Below are 15,792 nucleotides of genomic sequence, written 5' to 3' on the forward strand. Positions count from 1 at the left end.
CAAATCGCCCTGTCGGGCGATTTTTGTATTTTAACAGAGGTAAATGTCCCCTTTATGATATAATGAAATTTAAAAAAGGCCATTCCGGATAGGGCTTGCTGCCTAGATCAAGGAACGAAATAGGAGGAATAAATTGACCAGCTACTCCAGTCTCTATGAAGCCATCGGCGGATCAGCCGTCATTCGCGATATCGTCACCCGATTTTACCCGAAAGTGCAAGCGCATCCTTTATTAGCTCCTCTGTTTCCGAAAGACATCGATCCGGTAATGGAGAAACAATATTTATTTTTGAGTCAGTTTCTAGGGGGACCTTCCCTGTATTCCGACGAATACGGGCATCCGATGATGCGGGCTCGCCATTTGCCCTTCCCCATAACGCCGGAGAGAGCTCAGGCATGGCTTTCGTGTATGGCCGCAGCCCTTGCCGAGACTTCGATACCGGAGCCGCTTCAGGAGGTCGTCATCGAACGATTGTCCGGCCCTGCTAATCATTTCGTTAATACCGACCCATCTTAAAGAGTATGAGGAGGCCATTTAGTGGAACCGCTTTTTCAAATTAAAGTCAAATGCATTTGCTGTGAAGCAAGCTTTCAAACGTCTCGCGTGAGGCCAAGCCTGAAGAAGGCAGTGAAAACGGACTCCGACTTTTGTTCCTACTTCAAAACCGTTAATCCGGATTTTTACGTCGTACGGGTTTGCCCGTTCTGCGGATTCGCTACGACGGAAAACTTCAACGAACGAATTAATGAAAAGCAAAGAACAGCCTATTACGAGAAGATAGGCAATCAATGGAAACATCGGGATTACGGCAGGGAGCGTGACCAAGCCGAAGCGATGGAATCCTACAAGCTATCTCTAGTAACGGCCCAAGCCATTGGGGAAAAGGACCGCGTCATTGCGGCTTTGCTGCATCATATTGCCTGGTTGTATCGCTATGAGGGGAAGAAGGAGCAAGAGGATCGGTTTCTGAAATTCGCCAAAGACGCCTATGTCCGGGTATACGAGACGGAACGGGATTCTTTGAGCAATGCTCGCCTTATGTTCTTGATCGGGGATCTGCATAGGCGATTGGGTGAATACAATGAAGCGGTAAGATGGTTCGGAAGGGTTATCCATGATAAGAATATCACGGACGGAGCGATGATTCGCGCATCAAGAGAACAATGGCAAAATATTCGCGAAGATATGACGGGACAGGGATTGGAATTGCCGGAGGAGATGCGGCTAAGCGGAAGTTGAGTTGCATATCGAGTTATTTTCCGCGGATTGGACGATTGGCCAACAAATAATCTTGGTCCGCATCGATTAGCCGAAGACTGCCGTGGCAGCAGGGAAAAATAAGTGTAATTTTGCGAGCGCCTCCGTACATACTCTTAATGTCGTCCGGTTTTAGCGGAAGAAGAACGTGCGGGCTGCGGCAAAATGGACATTCTTGAACGAATACGTCATTTCTAATGATGTCGTAAGGCCAGGTGTTTCGAAACGGGATCACGGTCAAGCCTCCTTTCACGTCTATAAACATACAACACGGAAATAGCAGAGCGCAATGGAAACGGAGAGATGGATAATGAAACATTCTTTAAAGTGGGACCTGGAGTCGCTGTTTTCCGGCGGCTCTTCTTCTTCGGCATTCGCCGCTTTCGTTGAAAAATCCGAAGCGCTGGCCGCATCGTTGCTGAAAGAACTTCAGGATGAAGGAGATCATCCGGCAGATAATGAGCGATTAACGGAATGGACCGTTAAGATTCAAGACGTATTGTCCCGGTTAAGGGAAGCGGATTCCTTCGTTTCATGCTTGACTTCGCAAGAGATGAGCGATAAGCGCGCGGTCGCATGGACGGAGCGGATTCAGACGCTTTCCGCACGTTTCAAGCAATCTATGGATTTGTACGACGCGAAGCTGGCTTTGGTACCGGAGCAACGTTGGCAACAATGGAGCGGACAGCCGGAGCTGTCAGAGGTGCTTTTCCCGCTTAACGAACGCCGGGATTCGGCAAAGGATAAATTACCGCCCGCATTGGAGGCGGTGGCTAGCGAGCTCTCGGTCGATGGCTATCATGGCTGGGGCGAGCATTACAATACGATTGTTGGCCGGATTTCCATTCCGTGGGAGGAGAACGGCGAGCAGGTTCGTTTATCCGTTGGTCAAGCAGCCAACAAATTAGACGATCCCGAGCCTGCCGTACGGGATTCGATGGCTGCCAAGTGGGAGGAAGCATGGGCTGGCCAGGCCGATTTGGCCGCGGATACGCTAAATAGGCTGGCCGGCTTTCGGTTGAAGCTCTACGGGATGAGAGGCTGGAACGATCCTTTACGTGAACCGCTCCGTATTAACCGTATGAGCCAAGAGACGTTAGATGCGATGTGGGGCGCAGTAGAAGAGGGTCTGGAGCCGCTTAAACGGTATTTAGAGCTTAAAGCGAATCGCTTTGGCAAGGAGAAATTGTCCTGGCATGACGTCGACGCTCCGATTGCCGCCAATCAAGCGAAGATCTCATATGATGAAGCCGCCGATTTAATAACGGATGCTTTTCAGCATTTTTCAGCGGATATGGCGCAGCTTGCCCGAACCGCTTTTGAACGCAGCTGGATTGAGGCGGAAGACCGCTCAGGCAAAAGGCCCGGAGGCTTCTGCACTAGCTTTCCGCTTAGTCGCCAAAGCCGGATATTCATGACGTACTCGGGCACGCCGGGGAACGTGTCTACGTTAGCGCATGAACTTGGCCATGCCTATCACGGGGCGTTAGTGGAGGAGCTGCCAGCGTTAGCGCAAGAATACGCGATGAACGTCGCGGAAACCGCTTCTACGTTCGCGGAAGCGATCGTAGGCGATGCGCTGCTGCGAAGAGCGCAAAGCGATGAGGAGAAATTAGCTTTGCTCGATGATCGATTGCAACGCGCCGTTGCGTTCTGCATGAACATTCGGGCGAGATTTCTGTTCGAAACCCGTTTCTATGATCGCCGGTCTTCAGGGATGCTTGAAGCGGATGAATTGAATGAGCTGATGTTGGCAGCGCAGAAAGAAGCGTTCGGAGATGCGCTGGGAAGCTGGCATCCCCATTTCTGGGCGGCTAAACTGCATTTTTATTTAACCGATGTACCTTTCTACAATTTCCCTTACACATTCGGTTATTTGTTCAGTACCGGACTTGTTGCCATAGCGGAGCGAGAAGGCGCTTCTTTCAGCAAGCGTTACGAACAATTGCTTCGGGACACGGGGGTTATGACCGTGGAGCAATTAGCTTCCCACCATCTCGACGTTGCGTTGGACCAGCCTCAGTTTTGGAAGGACGCGGTCGCGCGAGTTGTAGCGGACGTTGAATCATTCGCTGAGCTGTGCAAGTAAGCTTCTGAACATTTTGTCTTATTTTCTTGCCAAGCAGCTGCGAATTCGGTATCGTGAACACATATAAAGGCTTTTTCGCGTGAAGCACACGCCGCTTGCTCCTATTTGCCGGAGCTGGCGGCGTTTTATTTTTCTCAAGAAGCTGGGCGATTGGCTGGGCTTGAGAGTTACACGAAAAATTCGATTAATTCCTGTACGGCGGGGGTTAGTGGGGGGAGTTACACGAAAAAATCGATTAATTCCTGTACAGCGGAGCTTTGCGGAGGGAGTTACATGAAAAAATCGATTAATTCGTGTACAGCGGAGCTTAGCGGAGGGAGTTACGCGGAAAAATCGATTAATTCCTGTACAGCGGGGGTTAGTGTGGGGAGTTACACGAAAAAATCGGTTAATTCCTGATCAGCAGGGGTTAGTGGGGGAAGTTACACGATAAAATCGATTATTTGGGTGCACTATGGGTAACGACCAAATCAAATCTTGAAGGAAAAGAGGTGTGTAAAGAGAAACCTCAAGCCCGCGTGTTTCCGGTTTTTTTCATAAAAACAGATCACCAGATTACAAAATAAACCAAAATTAGACAAAATGGTTGAAGTATTCAAAATATTCAATTATAATGAGCCTGAAGTCGTAATAGGTAATACCTAGAAAATATGAGTAATAAGCACAAAGGAGGAGAATGATGACTTTGGAACAGGTTTCTTTAGCTCGGCAAGTGGATGTGGCATTGGAGAAATTGGGTGGTGAACTGAGGGGATTGACCGCAGGTACGATCGTTTTGCAAATTCGTGACGATACGGTAGGAAGATTCGGTATTCGCCATTTACCAATGGATTGCGGAAATGGTGAGCAGGGTTTTAATGGGATGTCAGTTTCGCAGGTTCAGCTTTTAAGGCGCTTGGCTGTTGAAGCCCTCCGGCACAAGAGTGGATGGACTCATGGAGAAATTTCTTACGATTTTGTATTAAAGCAAGGGCAAGTTTTCGTAAGCGTTCAGTTCGAATCCAATTACAACATGGCCAACTTGATGTTCCGGTTTTCTCCGAAAAAACGAGATCGCAGGGAAGCATCTAACGAATAGCAATCTACATAATCGAAAGCCGGCATACTCGTTAAGAGCATGCCGGCTTTATTCATGTAAGGACATAATTCCCGTCTTACTCCAAACCGAAGTCTAAGTCTGGAGTGACGTAAGGGTCTTTAGGGGGAGTAATCTTGACGGCTTTGTTGACTTGGATCTGAATAATCTCGTTGCCATTGTACATCGTGGTGCCGAGTTTTCCGGTAACCGTAATCCATTCATCGGTGGTAAACGTGTCAGCTTTGCCGAAATTGGCCATTACTCCGTAGGGTGAAGCATCGGCCGAGCAGCAGGAAATCGCGAACCTGCTTATGCCGAATTGCTGTTTCCCCATCGAGTCTTCGCGGTAAACGAATCCGCTTATCTGAATGGTTTTCCCGATAAAGGCGGTCCGGTACAAATCAAGCGTCGTTAACGTCTCGATGAATTGCTTTTCCTTGACCTGAATCAGGTCCTGTTTGACAAGCTGTTTGCCGAATTTGGCGTAGCTCTCCGTAAATTGGTCGGAAGGAAATAAAATATCGAGCGCGGCTTCCTCAATCTGCGTACCGGATTTCGTCGCGGAAGGCGAGGCCGTATCTCTTGATTCGGATTCAACCTCTATGGTTGGAAGGTCCGACTTAGGCTGGACGATCTGCTGCGGCGTGAACTGTACGCCTTTGGCTGACGCCATGCTGCTTCCAAGCAGTCCATCCGGAACTGTAAATCCAATAATTAACGGAACGGCGAACCAACCATAAAGCAGCAAGCTTTTGCCCCAAGTCGAAGGCATCTCATGATTGCAATCGCAGGAAGGAACGTGTTTGCTGCTATCGAACCATGCTCGAATAGCGGCATATAACTGCTGAGCGGCGACTGCATACATACCTAGGGCGGACAATTTAACGATGAATTGCATCCGGCTGGCGATATAGAGATTCAGCGTGCCGGATTGGACAAGATGAACGATATAGAAGGCGAATCCTGCCAGCAGGATAGCCCTTGCCGCATAATGGACTGCCGTAGCGGCCGCCGTTTTTTTTCTCATTGGGCTTTCCTCCTTATACGAAACCTAGATGATCGAACAGAATGGAGCCTATCAAGACGAGCAATGCGATTAGAATACTGAATTTCAGAACGAACCGTTTGCGGAAAACGGCAAGCATCATGAGGGTGTTCTTCAAATCCAGCATTGGCCCGAATACAAGGAAGGACAGCAACGCGGCCGGAGGAAACATATGGTTAAAGGATGCGGCTACGAAAGCGTCGGAGGTGGAGCAAAGCGACAACGCGTAGGCGAAGCCCATCATGAATAGATGAGATAGCAGCTCATGGTCCGCAACGGCTGCGAAAGACGCTCGGGCGACGAAAGTTTGCAATATGGCGGTAATGAATGAACCCAAAATAAGATATTTCCCAATATCGAAAAATTCTTCGGCGGCATGGGCGGGTATATCCGTCAAACGTTTCAACATGCCACCATTCTGATTATGTTCATGAAGGTGCATGTGGCTATGATTGTGATGTTCATGTTCGTGATGCGCGTGATGCTCATGTTCATTATGTTCGTGATGATTTTGTTGCTGTTCGGGCTTGAGAGGGTTCCGTTTCATAAAGTAGTACAAGATAAGTCCTAAGGCAACGGATACCAAAAAGGCTAAATAAAAGCGCGAATAAGCCAAGTCCCTGTTTGTCCGAAAAGCGGCAATTGTTGCGCCGAAGACGATAGGGTTAATAATCGGGCCGGCAACGATATAAATAAGGCCTATGTAAGCGGGCAATCCTTTGCGGAGCAGCCTGCGCACGATGGGGATCATGCCGCATTCGCAAAGGGGAAGGACTATGCCGAGCAAGCTGCCGAAGAGCACGCCCGCGATCGGATTGCGGGGAGTTATCTTCTGGATGAGTTTGTCGGATACGAAAGCTTGCAGAAGCGCAGATACCAACACTCCGACCAGCAGGAAAGGCAAGGCTTCCAGTATTATGCTTAGAAAAACGATTTTGAACGTTTGAAGCCTTGCGAGATCAAAGCTCCATTGCGAAATATCTCTTCCGAAAAATATAAGCGCCAAAAGCGCCGCGCACCCAAGCGTAGCGGCAGCCGTCCCAAGGCGCATTATCGTATTGGGCACCGGTCCACTTCCTTGCAACTTATTGTAATCATTACGATTATTATAGCTTATGCTTGTATTAGGGTAAATCAGAACATAGAAATTTGATAAAGGACACTTCGTCGTGGCGGTTGACAATGCGTTAGCTAGGGGTATAATGAGTAACTAAAGTCATATACGGCGATGAAGAGAACAAGTACGCAAGGAATAAGCGCTCCCAGAGAGCCGGTAATTGCTGGAAGCCGGTGCGCGGGCCTTGCCGAATGGATCTTGGAGCCGAGAGCGAAACGATTGTGCCGCATGCCAAGATGAAGTTAAACCGATGCGACTCGTCCTATGCTCTCCGACTGTTCCCCGTTAACGGAACCGAAGGTATTGCGGGCGTGATTGCCGTAATACGAATAAGGGTGGTACCACGGCTTCTCGTCCCTTGCGGAGGAGGCCTTTTTTTGTTTTCCAAAAAAATCGTAAAAAAGGGGTTCGATTAGGATGGCTAAACAACGCGTACTATCCGGGATTCAGCCAAGCGGCAAGCTGACGTTAGGAAATTACATCGGCGCAATGAAAAATTTTGTCGCCTTGCAGCATGAACATGACTGTTTTTTCATGGTAGTCGATTTGCACGCGATCACGGTACCGCAGGAGCCGGCGGCGCTTCGAGAGCAAAGCGAAGCGGTGGCAGCGCTCTTCGTAGCCGCCGGTCTTGATCCGGCGCAAGCATCGATTTTCATGCAATCCCATGTTCCTGCACATGCGGAACTCGGCTGGTTGCTGACGACGATGACGTATATGGGCGAACTGGAACGGATGACGCAATTCAAGGACAAATCAGAAGGCAAGGATGCCGTCGGAGCCGGCCTGTTCGTATACCCGTCCCTTATGGCGGCAGATATTCTGCTCTACAATTCAAATCTTGTTCCCGTCGGCGACGACCAGAAGCAGCATTTGGAGCTTACCCGCGATCTTGCAGGCCGTTTCAATTACAGGTACGGAGAAACATTTGTCATCCCCGAGCCATTCATTCCGAAAGTCGGAGCACGCATTATGTCTCTGGATGATGGTACCAAGAAAATGAGCAAAAGCAGCCCCAACGTCGGCAGCTTCATTGCTCTTCTGGATTCACCTGACGAAATTCGCAAAAAAATATCCCGAGCCAAAACGGACTTGGGTCGGGAAATTATTTACGACGTGCAGAACAAACCCGAGGTCAGCAATCTGATGACGATATTCGCGCAATGCTCCGGACAGACGCTTGAGCAAGTTCAAACCACTTACGATGGCCAAGGTTACGGCGCTTTTAAGAAGGATTTGGCGGAAGTCGTCGTTCAGGCTTTAGAGCCGCTTCAAAATAAATATGCGGATATAAGGTCTTCCGGCGAAATCCATCACATATTGCGCGAAGGCGCGGAACGAGCCAGCACGGTTGCGGAAATAACGCTGCGCGAAGTAAAAGAAGCGATGGGTTTCTTGCCGCGGGCGCACTAAGGTGTTGGAGGTTTTTTTCGCAGACGCGCTTTAACAACGAATCCGAAAGCGATCATGGCAAGCGTAAGAAAGCTGAACATTAGCGCAAGCCAGCCATTGTGGCTGAGGGAGAAAGCGGTAGCGAGCATGAGAACGACGGAAGCAACCGCGAAAAAAAGCGAAAGAGATTTGCTCATAACTTCACCTCCTCTAATGAAATACATGTGTTCTGAAATATCGTTAAATCCAAGCATATTTTTCTTCGTTTCTAGCATACTAAGTTGGCAAGCTTGCAAACCAATTATCTAGGCGAAGGGAGAATTTACTCATGGCAGCGAATCAAAGCGGAGGACGCAACCAGCTTGTCGTCCCTCAAGCCAAAGCAGCATTGCAAAGCATGAAGGCAGAAGCAGCTCAATCCTTAGGTGTACAAATTCCGGCTGACGGATATTACGGCAACGTAACATCCCGCGATGCAGGCTCGCTCGGTGGTTATATCACCAAGAAGCTTGTTCAAATGGCCGAGCAACAACTATCCGGTCGCTAAGGACATGATTGTCCGGCACCGAAAGCCCGAGGCTAGCCTCGGGCTTTTCATATTGTGCGCTTATGGCTAACAAACGTCAAGCGGGAAGCCTGCGAATGAGGCTTCCCGCTATATAAATTAGTACGTATTCATGCGAAGCCGTTTTTCCAAACGTTCATCGCTTAGCCATCCCACATACGATTGAAGCGGGGCGAAGGATAGATCCATCAGAACAACCGCGACGAAAGGATATTGCCTGCGGTAACGATATCGGATGTCGACCCATCGCACTTCAAAACCCCAAGATTGCTGCTTTACGTGCCCGCAAGGAAACGGGGTAACGCTCAGGAAAGCCTGTACATCGGCACTTTGCTTGGAAGCATCAATAGCGGGATGTTCGTCGCATTTCAGCACGTCGACCCATCTGAGCTTCCCATGATCCCATTCGCCGACGCCGAAAGTGCAATCGGTGGATAACCTCACAAGATTCCAACGGTACAGCGAAATGGTCGGAAGCAGCGTATAACGATCTCCATGCCGCCCATCCGGGTCTTGCTTCGGAATTTGTCGTGACAACCTTCGATGGACCAGCGTTCTCCAGCCGTAATATACGGCTAATAAAACATAAAGGACCGGGAAGACAGCTTGCGGAGTCGCGATACCCGATAACCACAGCAGAATAGCGAGCAAATGGGCGGAGAAAATAAACGGGTCGAAAATATGGATGATATTCCACGCAACCCATTGACGGTTGACAGGGCGAAAAGCTTGCGTGCCATAGGAGTTGAACAGATCCGACAGCACGTGGACAATAACCGCGAGCAATACCCAGAAACCGATGTGCCACCAAGGAATTTCTCGGAAAAGCAAATGGACAGCTGTCGTGATCAGAGCGGCCCAACCCACGATTGCAGGAAAAGAATGGGACAACCCTCGGTGATTTTTGATATAATCGGCATTGCTTTTGAATCTCAGCAAGCCGTCCAGATCCGGAGCGTTGGAGCCTGCGATCGTGCCAATAAGTATGGCGACGGGTCCATAGGTGTGAGAAGCGATTTCAGGGTCGATCAACGCCAACCCGCCTAATCCTAAGCCGAACACGAAATGCGTGCCGGTGTCCATGACGAACTCAGCCCCCTTTATTGCTTCAGTATGGTCTTCTGGACGTCAAATTATGAAAGAAAGTAGTGAGGAAAGTGGTTCTTTTCTGTGAATACGTCATCCCGGATTTGCACCGAGATGCTTTCGTTGCTTGGATCCAATCCAATCCGGAGCGGTGGCGCGGAATCCAATTGTTGGAAAATACGGGACAGCCCGGAGTATATGTAGAAATAGTGACCGTAAACACGGTGGAAGATGCGGCTGAAATCGAAAAAGAACGCCGCGATGGGCGTTCTTGGAATGAGATGGAAAAGTGGGTTAAAGGCGGACGGGAAGGCTTGCGGATATGGACTTTTCGCCCGGTAACGATTACCGGGACCCAGGCATCGTGCCGAACGGAAGCGTGTAATTGATGGGCTCGTCGAATGTGATATAGTCCAGGTTAAGCGTAAGCAGCAAGTAGCGTTTGCCCGTAACGGGATCGCTAATGATAATGTGGTCACGACCGGCCGCTTCCAGCACGCCTTTGAATATTTTGGCATTCCACTCGGAATTGTTCTCGTAGGTCATATACAAAGTCGCGACTTTGCCAAGGTTCATACGAAGAATGTTCTCTACGTAAGATTCTTCCTGCATGGGTACTCCGGGTAAAGTTACTCCGGCCTGAGTGATAGGCATTCCGCTTGTGACAGGCGGGGGAACCATCCCTTGCTGCATCATTGTCATGTTGGGCATGCTCATAGGCATCATCGATCCCGCAGCTTGGGTTTGCGGGTATGCCGGCCAAGGCATTTTGTTGTTATACATTGTAAATCCTCCCTTGAATTAATAAACTTGCGGACAATCTTCCGGAGTAGGGGCAAAGAAACAATGCAATTTGTATCTTCCCGTGCCCGCTTGATCGTACCAGGTATCGGGACAGGCGCCGACTGGACGAAAATACCACAAGGCGTTGGAAGCGGGATATTGACGCTCCCCGTTGATAGCACGTTGGGCGAGCCTAATATCCTTGTCTCGGGCTTTTTGGTAGAAATAAGACAACGTTGCCGACCATAAGCATTCCGAGTTCGCCTTCGCCTTCGGCTTCCGCACGCATGAGCCGGGCCAACGTTTTTACATCCTCGCTGTTTGCCTTAATGACGGCCAATTCACATGCCACCCTTCCTTATTCAAGTCGCCCACGCTATTGACTTTGGCATTAGGCGATTGTCGCAATACAGTGTATTTCATGCGCCCGAATTGTGTGACAGGGTAACAATTGTTTTTACCGGCGTTCGCACCTTGTTCACAGGCAATGGCGATTTCATGAACTCCGGGTGGCGAACATTGTCAATGCTTGAAGATTTGCGGTATCATTGAACAAACGTTAGGTGTTGCTGCTCTGCTCTGACATTAAGGAGGAACTCCGTGCTTAAAGATCTTGTGGCCCTCACCAAGCCGCGTATTATTCGTTTGAATTTAATTGCGGCATTCGGTGGTTACTGGGTGGCATCCAAGTGGGATATCGCTATCTGGCCTTTAATATGGATGCTGCTCGGATCCGCGTTAACGATGGCTTCCTCGTGCGTTTTCAATAACTACTTAGATCGGGAACTGGATTTGAAAATGGCGAGAACCCGCGATCGCGCGCTTCCGCAAAATAGGATGACGCCGCGATTCGTTTTTGGTTATGCGGTCGTGTTAGGCATTGTTGGATTAATCGTTCTATTCGTTTTGGTAAACGCGTTGACGGGTTGGCTTGGTTTGTTGGGGATGTTCGTATATGTAGTCGTCTATACGATGTGGCTAAAGCGAAGCTCTACCTGGAGCACCTCGATAGGAGGAATCTCCGGCGCAATGCCTCCTGTTATTGGATATTGCGCGGTTTCCAATGAAGTGGACGCAGGCGCTTGGATATTGTTCGCTTTGCTATTCCTATGGCAGCCCGCTCATTTCTGGTCGCTTGCGATTAGGCGCATGGAAGAATATAGGGCCGCGGGATTTCCGCTTCTTCCGGTCGTTAAAGGCGTTACCCGTACGAAATGGCAGATGCTTCCGTATATCGTGCTGCTCATTCCCGCTTCCGTCCTCATGTATTACTATGATTACGTGGGCATTTACTTCCTTGTCTTATCTGTCGGCATAGCGATCGTTTGGTTTGTTCACGCGATTTCCGGGCTGCGCGCGAAGGATGACGAGAAATGGGCGAAGGCCGATTTTATGATATCGATTAACTACTTGATGATTATGTTTCTAACGATGATACTGGATACGAACGGAGTGTAAATTGCTATGGATCAGCCAATGGAAGAACAGACCCAGCAACCCGCAGCGCAAAACAAGCCGCAACGGTCGTGGCTGCGACGTTACGGCTTCTCATTATTCGTCTTGGCATTGTGCCTGGTGATGGGCTATTACATTTATATGCAGCAGAATAAGAAGGACGAGCTGCCTGTTCAAGGCAAAGGCGCGGAGTTTTCGTATACGGATAGCGACGGAGCGAACGTAACGCTTAGCGGAACGAACGGGAAAGCGCGATTGCTTTATTTCTTCTTCGCGACTTGTCCGGACGTATGTCCTCCGACCACCTTCCTGATGTCGCAAGTTCAGGATGTTCTGAAGAAGGATGGAGTATTCGGAGATGAGGTGGAGTTTCTATCAGTCACGATCGATCCGACTCACGATACGCCGGAGGTACTGAAGGAGTACGCGAAACGCTTTAATGCGGATCCAAGCGGTTGGAAGTTTCTGCGGGGAGACGAGAAAGAGACGGCTGCATTAGCCCGGAAATACGAGATTCTGGTAACCAAAGACGACCAAGGTAACTTCGGTCACATGAACCTGATCGTCTTGCTCGACAAGGATGGACAAATTCGCGATTGGATCTCGCTTAACGATTATCTCGAACAAGGCGACAAAAACTTGACCGCTAAAGACATGGCCAAGAAGATTGAAAGTTTGCTGTAGAATTCATTTACAGTAAATGTTATAATCAGCATCAACCAAATATTCGGACGTGAAGCACACGCCGCTCATCCCATGCTGTTAGGGGATGCAGCGGCTTTTTTTTGTGTCCTCGGACAGCAAAAGCCGCATGGAGGAAAAGTTGATTATCAGCGATGAAAAAGGAGAGATTGAATGGGTGACACGACGAATGTACCGCACGACGAAGCCTTCAAGAAGCTATTGCAAACTTTTTTCGCGGAATTTATCGAGCTGTTTTTTCCTGAACTCGACCGGCTTCTAGATCATACCCATACCCGTTTTCTCATGCAAGAATTGCTAGTGGATATCGTAGGAGAGGAAGCTCGCAGCTTGGATCTGCTGCTTGAAACCCGATACAAATCTCTGGATGCTTATGTACTTATACATCTGGAACCGCAATCTTACTCGCAGGAATATTTCCGAGAAAGGATGTTTATATATTTTAGCCGACTTTTCGAACGCCATCGGAAAGAACATAAAATTATTATTCCTATAGCAATATTTACATTTAACCAAATGCGGGATGAACCAGATACGTTAGAGATACAAATTCCGGAGCATGATATCCTTCGATTTCAGTTTCTGAAGGTGGAATTACGGAAGCAGGATTGGCGGCGGTTCATCGAATCCGATAATCCTATAGCTGCTGCTTTATTGGCTAAAATGGGGTATAATAACAAAGACAAGAAAGAGATGCGGCTTGCATACTTACGGATGATCTTACGGTTAGACAAGAAATTGGATGCTGCTCGATTGGCGCTCATTATGTCGGTGGCCGACCTGTATTTTCAGCCGAATAAAGAGGAAGACGATGCGCTTCTAAGCGCGATAAATGAAGAAAACCCGGAGGAAGGTGCGACGATTATGGAATTAATGCCAGCCTGGAAACGTTGGGGTTATGAAGAAGGTATTGAAGAGGGCATGGAAAAGGGCATGGAAAAGGGCATGGAAAAGGGCATGGAAAAGGGCATGGAAAAGGGCATGGAAAAGGCAAACCGGCTTGTCGCGCGTAAACTTCTTGAAAAAGGTTTTTCACCGGAAGAGGTAGCTGAGATAATTGAATTACCGGTTGATGAAGTTCGGAAATGGATAAAATGATCATTTAATGCGAGTAAGGCTGCAAAGCAGGCAGCCTTACTCGCTTTTCTTATTCCTCGATCCATACAGCCGAAGGATCGGGATACAAAATATATTCCTCCAGCCCCGCCTTCTCCAGCTGTTGAATGAGATATTCTTCAGGAGTACCCTCAACACCGCTATAGCCGCGGCGGGTATAGATATGTTCCGCGTCCGGAAACACATCGCGCAGCACGCCGCGGATTCTGCGACCGGATGCGTCAGGATCGGTAAACAAATACACTTGGCTGTTGCCGACGGCTTTTCTTAACGCTTCAATGCGATTCGTATTAAGCGTGCCAAAGGTGCAATGTATCGGAATTTCGGAAGAAAGAACACGGGAGAGACGGCTTTTGTCGTTTTTCCCTTCGACGATAATGGCTACATCCATTGCGAGATCCTCCGTGATAAGGGCCGTTTTACTTGACTAGATATGTATTGTACCACTATTGCGGAATTTATTGAGCTAGAATGCAAAAGGGCCGCAAGCAGAGCGGCCCGTCTATGTGGCGCACCGCAAATCCTTAGCATGCGCGCAACACGATTACTAGTAAAATGAACAAAACAATCGTCATTGTCGTCGTCATACCATGGCCGCCGCCTGCGCAACTGCATCCGCATTGGGACATGTCCGTCACCCCTCTTATGCAGCCAAGATTGAGCCGATAACCGCGTGATGCCGGATTTGGGCGTAGGCCACATAGCATGATATGCCCACATCCCATCCTTGACGTGTGCGAGTACCCAGTTTTGTTAAGTAATGAACGAATCTCTCCAGGCTAGGCATTATGAACCTGAGACAGGAGGCGCTGATGAACGCGTATTCCAATTGGCATGAAAGGAAGAACGCGGGAACAAGAAAACAAGGGCGATCATAAGAGCGAGAAAGGAAATGAAATAGGGCGAAAAATAATCCCTTACCGCCCCCGCTATAACCGGTCCAAGGAACGAACCGATCGAAAGGGAGATGGACAATAGCGAGAAGGTCCTTCCATAGCGCGTCGGGCCGCTTAACTGCAGCAGGAAAGAGGTCATAGCCGGAAAGATGACTCCTTTTGCCATCCCGACGATGAAAAGCAGCATAAGAAGCGGGATTGGCCAATCGGAGGCCAAACCGTAATAACAGATCGCAAGCAGCAGGACGCCAATGATCGTACGCGAATAAGGCAAGTAGCGATTAAGAAAGAGTAAGCCGAGCGTTACAAGAGCGCCGAGGCTGACAATCGAGAACAAAAGGCCTGTGGTCATGATCGATGCGCTGCCCGTGCCGCGCAAGGGCAATTCAAAGGCCAAGATGCCCTGGGCGCATGCAAGTCCGATCGGAAGCGAGAAGATGGACCACGGGAATCCAGAGGATGAGTTTTCTTTAACGTCGATGCTGGGTGACTGTGCGAGCGGTTTTTTTTGCATGTTTGCGATTTCTTCCGGCGTTCGGGCGGGTTCCCTCACGAACCAAACGGATGTTATTCCGGTAACGAGAAGTATCCAGCCCAATATCGCGAACGACTGACTGAAACCGATCGTTGCGGCTAAATAGGCGCCTGCTGCCGGAGAGACGACGGAAGCGATCGTATGAACAAGGCCGTTGCCGGCCATCAGCTTCCCTTGGTGGATGTGATCCCTCGCAAGCCTAGCGAGCAGCGACATGCAAGCCGGAGACAGGAAGGCTAAGACGAATCCGCTTATAGAGCGAATGTAGAGCAACTGCCAAGGGTTAGTCACGTGTGATTGGAAAAGCAGCAAAATCCCTGCGCCGGTTAGGCTGGCCGCGATGAAGATCCGGCTGCCATAACGGTCCACTGCAAAGCCGGCAATGAGATTGCCTGGAAGATGGGTGAGCGAATACATTCCCATCACCAATCCGATAAATGAGGGCGCAGCCCCCATGGAAACGGCAAAAGGGGTAAGCATAGGATATTGGGCGTGAAGATCGAAAAAAGCGACGAACAAAAATAAATAAAGCCAAATGGCTGTTTTCATTGGTCACTACCTCCTTGTGCTGGGATCGTATCCCTCGTCCGTATGTACGGCCTATCCTACTTGTACGTGTCTTAGGTCGTGGTTATGACGGTCGTTTACGGGTTATAGGGCATTAAGGTATAATAG

General features: G+C 49.2%; 18 protein-coding genes, 1 pseudogene and 1 other annotated feature. Of the genes and pseudogenes, 10 read left to right on the forward strand and 9 right to left on the reverse strand.

Annotated elements, in window-relative coordinates; genetic code table 11:
• The first annotated feature begins 133 nt into the window (after positions 1-133).
• Together K7P76_RS19105 and K7P76_RS19110 are read left to right on the forward strand one after the other, a co-directional pair.
• Entirely contained in the window at positions 134-517 is a 384-nt protein-coding gene (locus tag K7P76_RS19105) for a globin domain-containing protein (RefSeq protein ID WP_232186900.1), read from the forward strand.
• Between the two features lie 21 nt (positions 518-538).
• Positions 539-1,240: a DUF2225 domain-containing protein gene (locus K7P76_RS19110; RefSeq protein WP_232186901.1), complete on the forward strand. Its 702-nt coding sequence runs from the start codon at positions 539-541 to the stop codon at positions 1,238-1,240.
• A gap of 13 nt (positions 1,241-1,253) precedes the next feature.
• On the opposite strand, the gene K7P76_RS19115 is transcribed toward K7P76_RS19110, so the two are convergent.
• Complete coding sequence (locus K7P76_RS19115) at positions 1,254-1,493, reverse strand: hypothetical protein (RefSeq protein WP_232186902.1); 240 nt, start codon at positions 1,491-1,493, stop codon at positions 1,254-1,256.
• A gap of 75 nt (positions 1,494-1,568) precedes the next feature.
• Between K7P76_RS19115 and K7P76_RS19120 the strand changes: the two genes are divergently transcribed.
• Both K7P76_RS19120 and K7P76_RS19125 read left to right on the forward strand, forming a co-directional pair.
• The gene (locus tag K7P76_RS19120; RefSeq protein ID WP_232186903.1) at positions 1,569-3,347 is read left to right on the forward strand and encodes a M3 family oligoendopeptidase; all 1,779 of its coding nucleotides are present in this window, start codon (positions 1,569-1,571) and stop codon (positions 3,345-3,347) included.
• Between the two features lie 676 nt (positions 3,348-4,023).
• The gene (locus tag K7P76_RS19125) at positions 4,024-4,425 is read left to right on the forward strand and encodes an O-methyltransferase (RefSeq protein ID WP_232186904.1); all 402 of its coding nucleotides are present in this window, start codon (positions 4,024-4,026) and stop codon (positions 4,423-4,425) included.
• 76 nt (positions 4,426-4,501) lie between these two features.
• Here the strand turns inward: K7P76_RS19125 and K7P76_RS19130 are convergent, their stop codons facing one another.
• Together K7P76_RS19130 and K7P76_RS19135 are read right to left on the reverse strand one after the other, a co-directional pair.
• Positions 4,502-5,452 (reverse strand): TIGR03943 family putative permease subunit, encoded by a 951-nt coding sequence (locus tag K7P76_RS19130; protein ID WP_232186905.1) that lies wholly within the window; start codon positions 5,450-5,452, stop codon positions 4,502-4,504.
• A 13-nt stretch (positions 5,453-5,465) separates the two neighbouring features.
• A complete protein-coding gene (locus K7P76_RS19135) occupies positions 5,466-6,536 on the reverse strand; it encodes a permease (protein ID WP_232186906.1) in 1,071 nt (356 codons plus the stop codon).
• Positions 6,537-6,689: 153 nt separating this feature from the next.
• Positions 6,690-6,949, forward strand: a binding site (T-box leader).
• Positions 6,950-7,004: 55 nt separating this feature from the next.
• On the opposite strand from K7P76_RS19135, the gene trpS reads away from it, so the two are divergent.
• Positions 7,005-8,000 carry a tryptophan--tRNA ligase gene (gene trpS / locus K7P76_RS19140; protein ID WP_232186907.1) on the forward strand — a complete coding sequence of 332 codons (996 nt, stop codon included), beginning with the start codon at positions 7,005-7,007 and terminating at the stop codon, positions 7,998-8,000.
• On the opposite strand, the gene K7P76_RS19145 is transcribed toward trpS, so the two are convergent.
• A complete protein-coding gene (locus K7P76_RS19145) occupies positions 7,997-8,176 on the reverse strand; it encodes a hypothetical protein (RefSeq protein WP_232186908.1) in 180 nt (59 codons plus the stop codon). The genes trpS and K7P76_RS19145 overlap by 4 nt on opposite strands.
• A 131-nt stretch (positions 8,177-8,307) precedes the next feature.
• Between K7P76_RS19145 and K7P76_RS19150 the strand changes: the two genes are divergently transcribed.
• A complete protein-coding gene (locus tag K7P76_RS19150; RefSeq protein ID WP_232186909.1) occupies positions 8,308-8,526 on the forward strand; it encodes an alpha/beta-type small acid-soluble spore protein in 219 nt (72 codons plus the stop codon).
• Between the two features lie 117 nt (positions 8,527-8,643).
• Here the strand turns inward: K7P76_RS19150 and K7P76_RS19155 are convergent, their stop codons facing one another.
• Positions 8,644-9,627 (reverse strand): metal-dependent hydrolase, encoded by a 984-nt coding sequence (locus K7P76_RS19155; RefSeq protein WP_232186910.1) that lies wholly within the window; start codon positions 9,625-9,627, stop codon positions 8,644-8,646.
• Positions 9,628-9,692: 65 nt separating this feature from the next.
• On the opposite strand from K7P76_RS19155, the gene K7P76_RS19160 reads away from it, so the two are divergent.
• Positions 9,693-10,019 (forward strand): hypothetical protein, encoded by a 327-nt coding sequence (locus K7P76_RS19160; RefSeq protein ID WP_232186911.1) that lies wholly within the window; start codon positions 9,693-9,695, stop codon positions 10,017-10,019.
• On the opposite strand, the gene gerQ is transcribed toward K7P76_RS19160, so the two are convergent.
• Both gerQ and K7P76_RS19170 read right to left on the reverse strand, forming a co-directional pair.
• Complete coding sequence (gene gerQ / locus K7P76_RS19165; protein ID WP_373692432.1) at positions 9,976-10,413, reverse strand: spore coat protein GerQ; 438 nt, start codon at positions 10,411-10,413, stop codon at positions 9,976-9,978. The two genes, K7P76_RS19160 and gerQ, sit on opposite strands and share 44 nt — an antisense overlap.
• Positions 10,414-10,431: 18 nt before the next feature.
• Positions 10,432-10,753 (reverse strand): annotated as a pseudogene (locus tag K7P76_RS19170) (cell wall hydrolase).
• 260 nt (positions 10,754-11,013) lie between these two features.
• On the opposite strand from K7P76_RS19170, the gene cyoE reads away from it, so the two are divergent.
• From cyoE to K7P76_RS19185, 3 genes are all read left to right on the forward strand, one after another.
• Entirely contained in the window at positions 11,014-11,871 is an 858-nt protein-coding gene (gene cyoE / locus K7P76_RS19175; protein WP_232186912.1) for a heme o synthase, read from the forward strand.
• A gap of 6 nt (positions 11,872-11,877) precedes the next feature.
• Positions 11,878-12,552: an SCO family protein gene (locus K7P76_RS19180; protein ID WP_232186913.1), complete on the forward strand. Its 675-nt coding sequence runs from the start codon at positions 11,878-11,880 to the stop codon at positions 12,550-12,552.
• Between the two features lie 171 nt (positions 12,553-12,723).
• Positions 12,724-13,668 carry an Rpn family recombination-promoting nuclease/putative transposase gene (locus tag K7P76_RS19185; protein WP_232186914.1) on the forward strand — a complete coding sequence of 315 codons (945 nt, stop codon included), beginning with the start codon at positions 12,724-12,726 and terminating at the stop codon, positions 13,666-13,668.
• A gap of 49 nt (positions 13,669-13,717) precedes the next feature.
• Here the strand turns inward: K7P76_RS19185 and K7P76_RS19190 are convergent, their stop codons facing one another.
• Positions 13,718-14,077, reverse strand: a complete 360-nt coding sequence (locus tag K7P76_RS19190) for a toprim domain-containing protein (protein WP_232186915.1) — start codon at positions 14,075-14,077, stop codon at positions 13,718-13,720.
• 395 nt (positions 14,078-14,472) lie between these two features.
• Positions 14,473-15,666, reverse strand: coding sequence for an MFS transporter (locus tag K7P76_RS19195; RefSeq protein WP_232186916.1), 1,194 nt, complete (start codon positions 15,664-15,666; stop codon positions 14,473-14,475).
• Between the last annotated feature and the right edge of the window lie 126 nt (positions 15,667-15,792).

The organism is Cohnella silvisoli (genome assembly GCF_021190915.1).
Taxonomy (GTDB): domain Bacteria; phylum Bacillota; class Bacilli; order Paenibacillales; family Paenibacillaceae; genus Cohnella; species Cohnella silvisoli.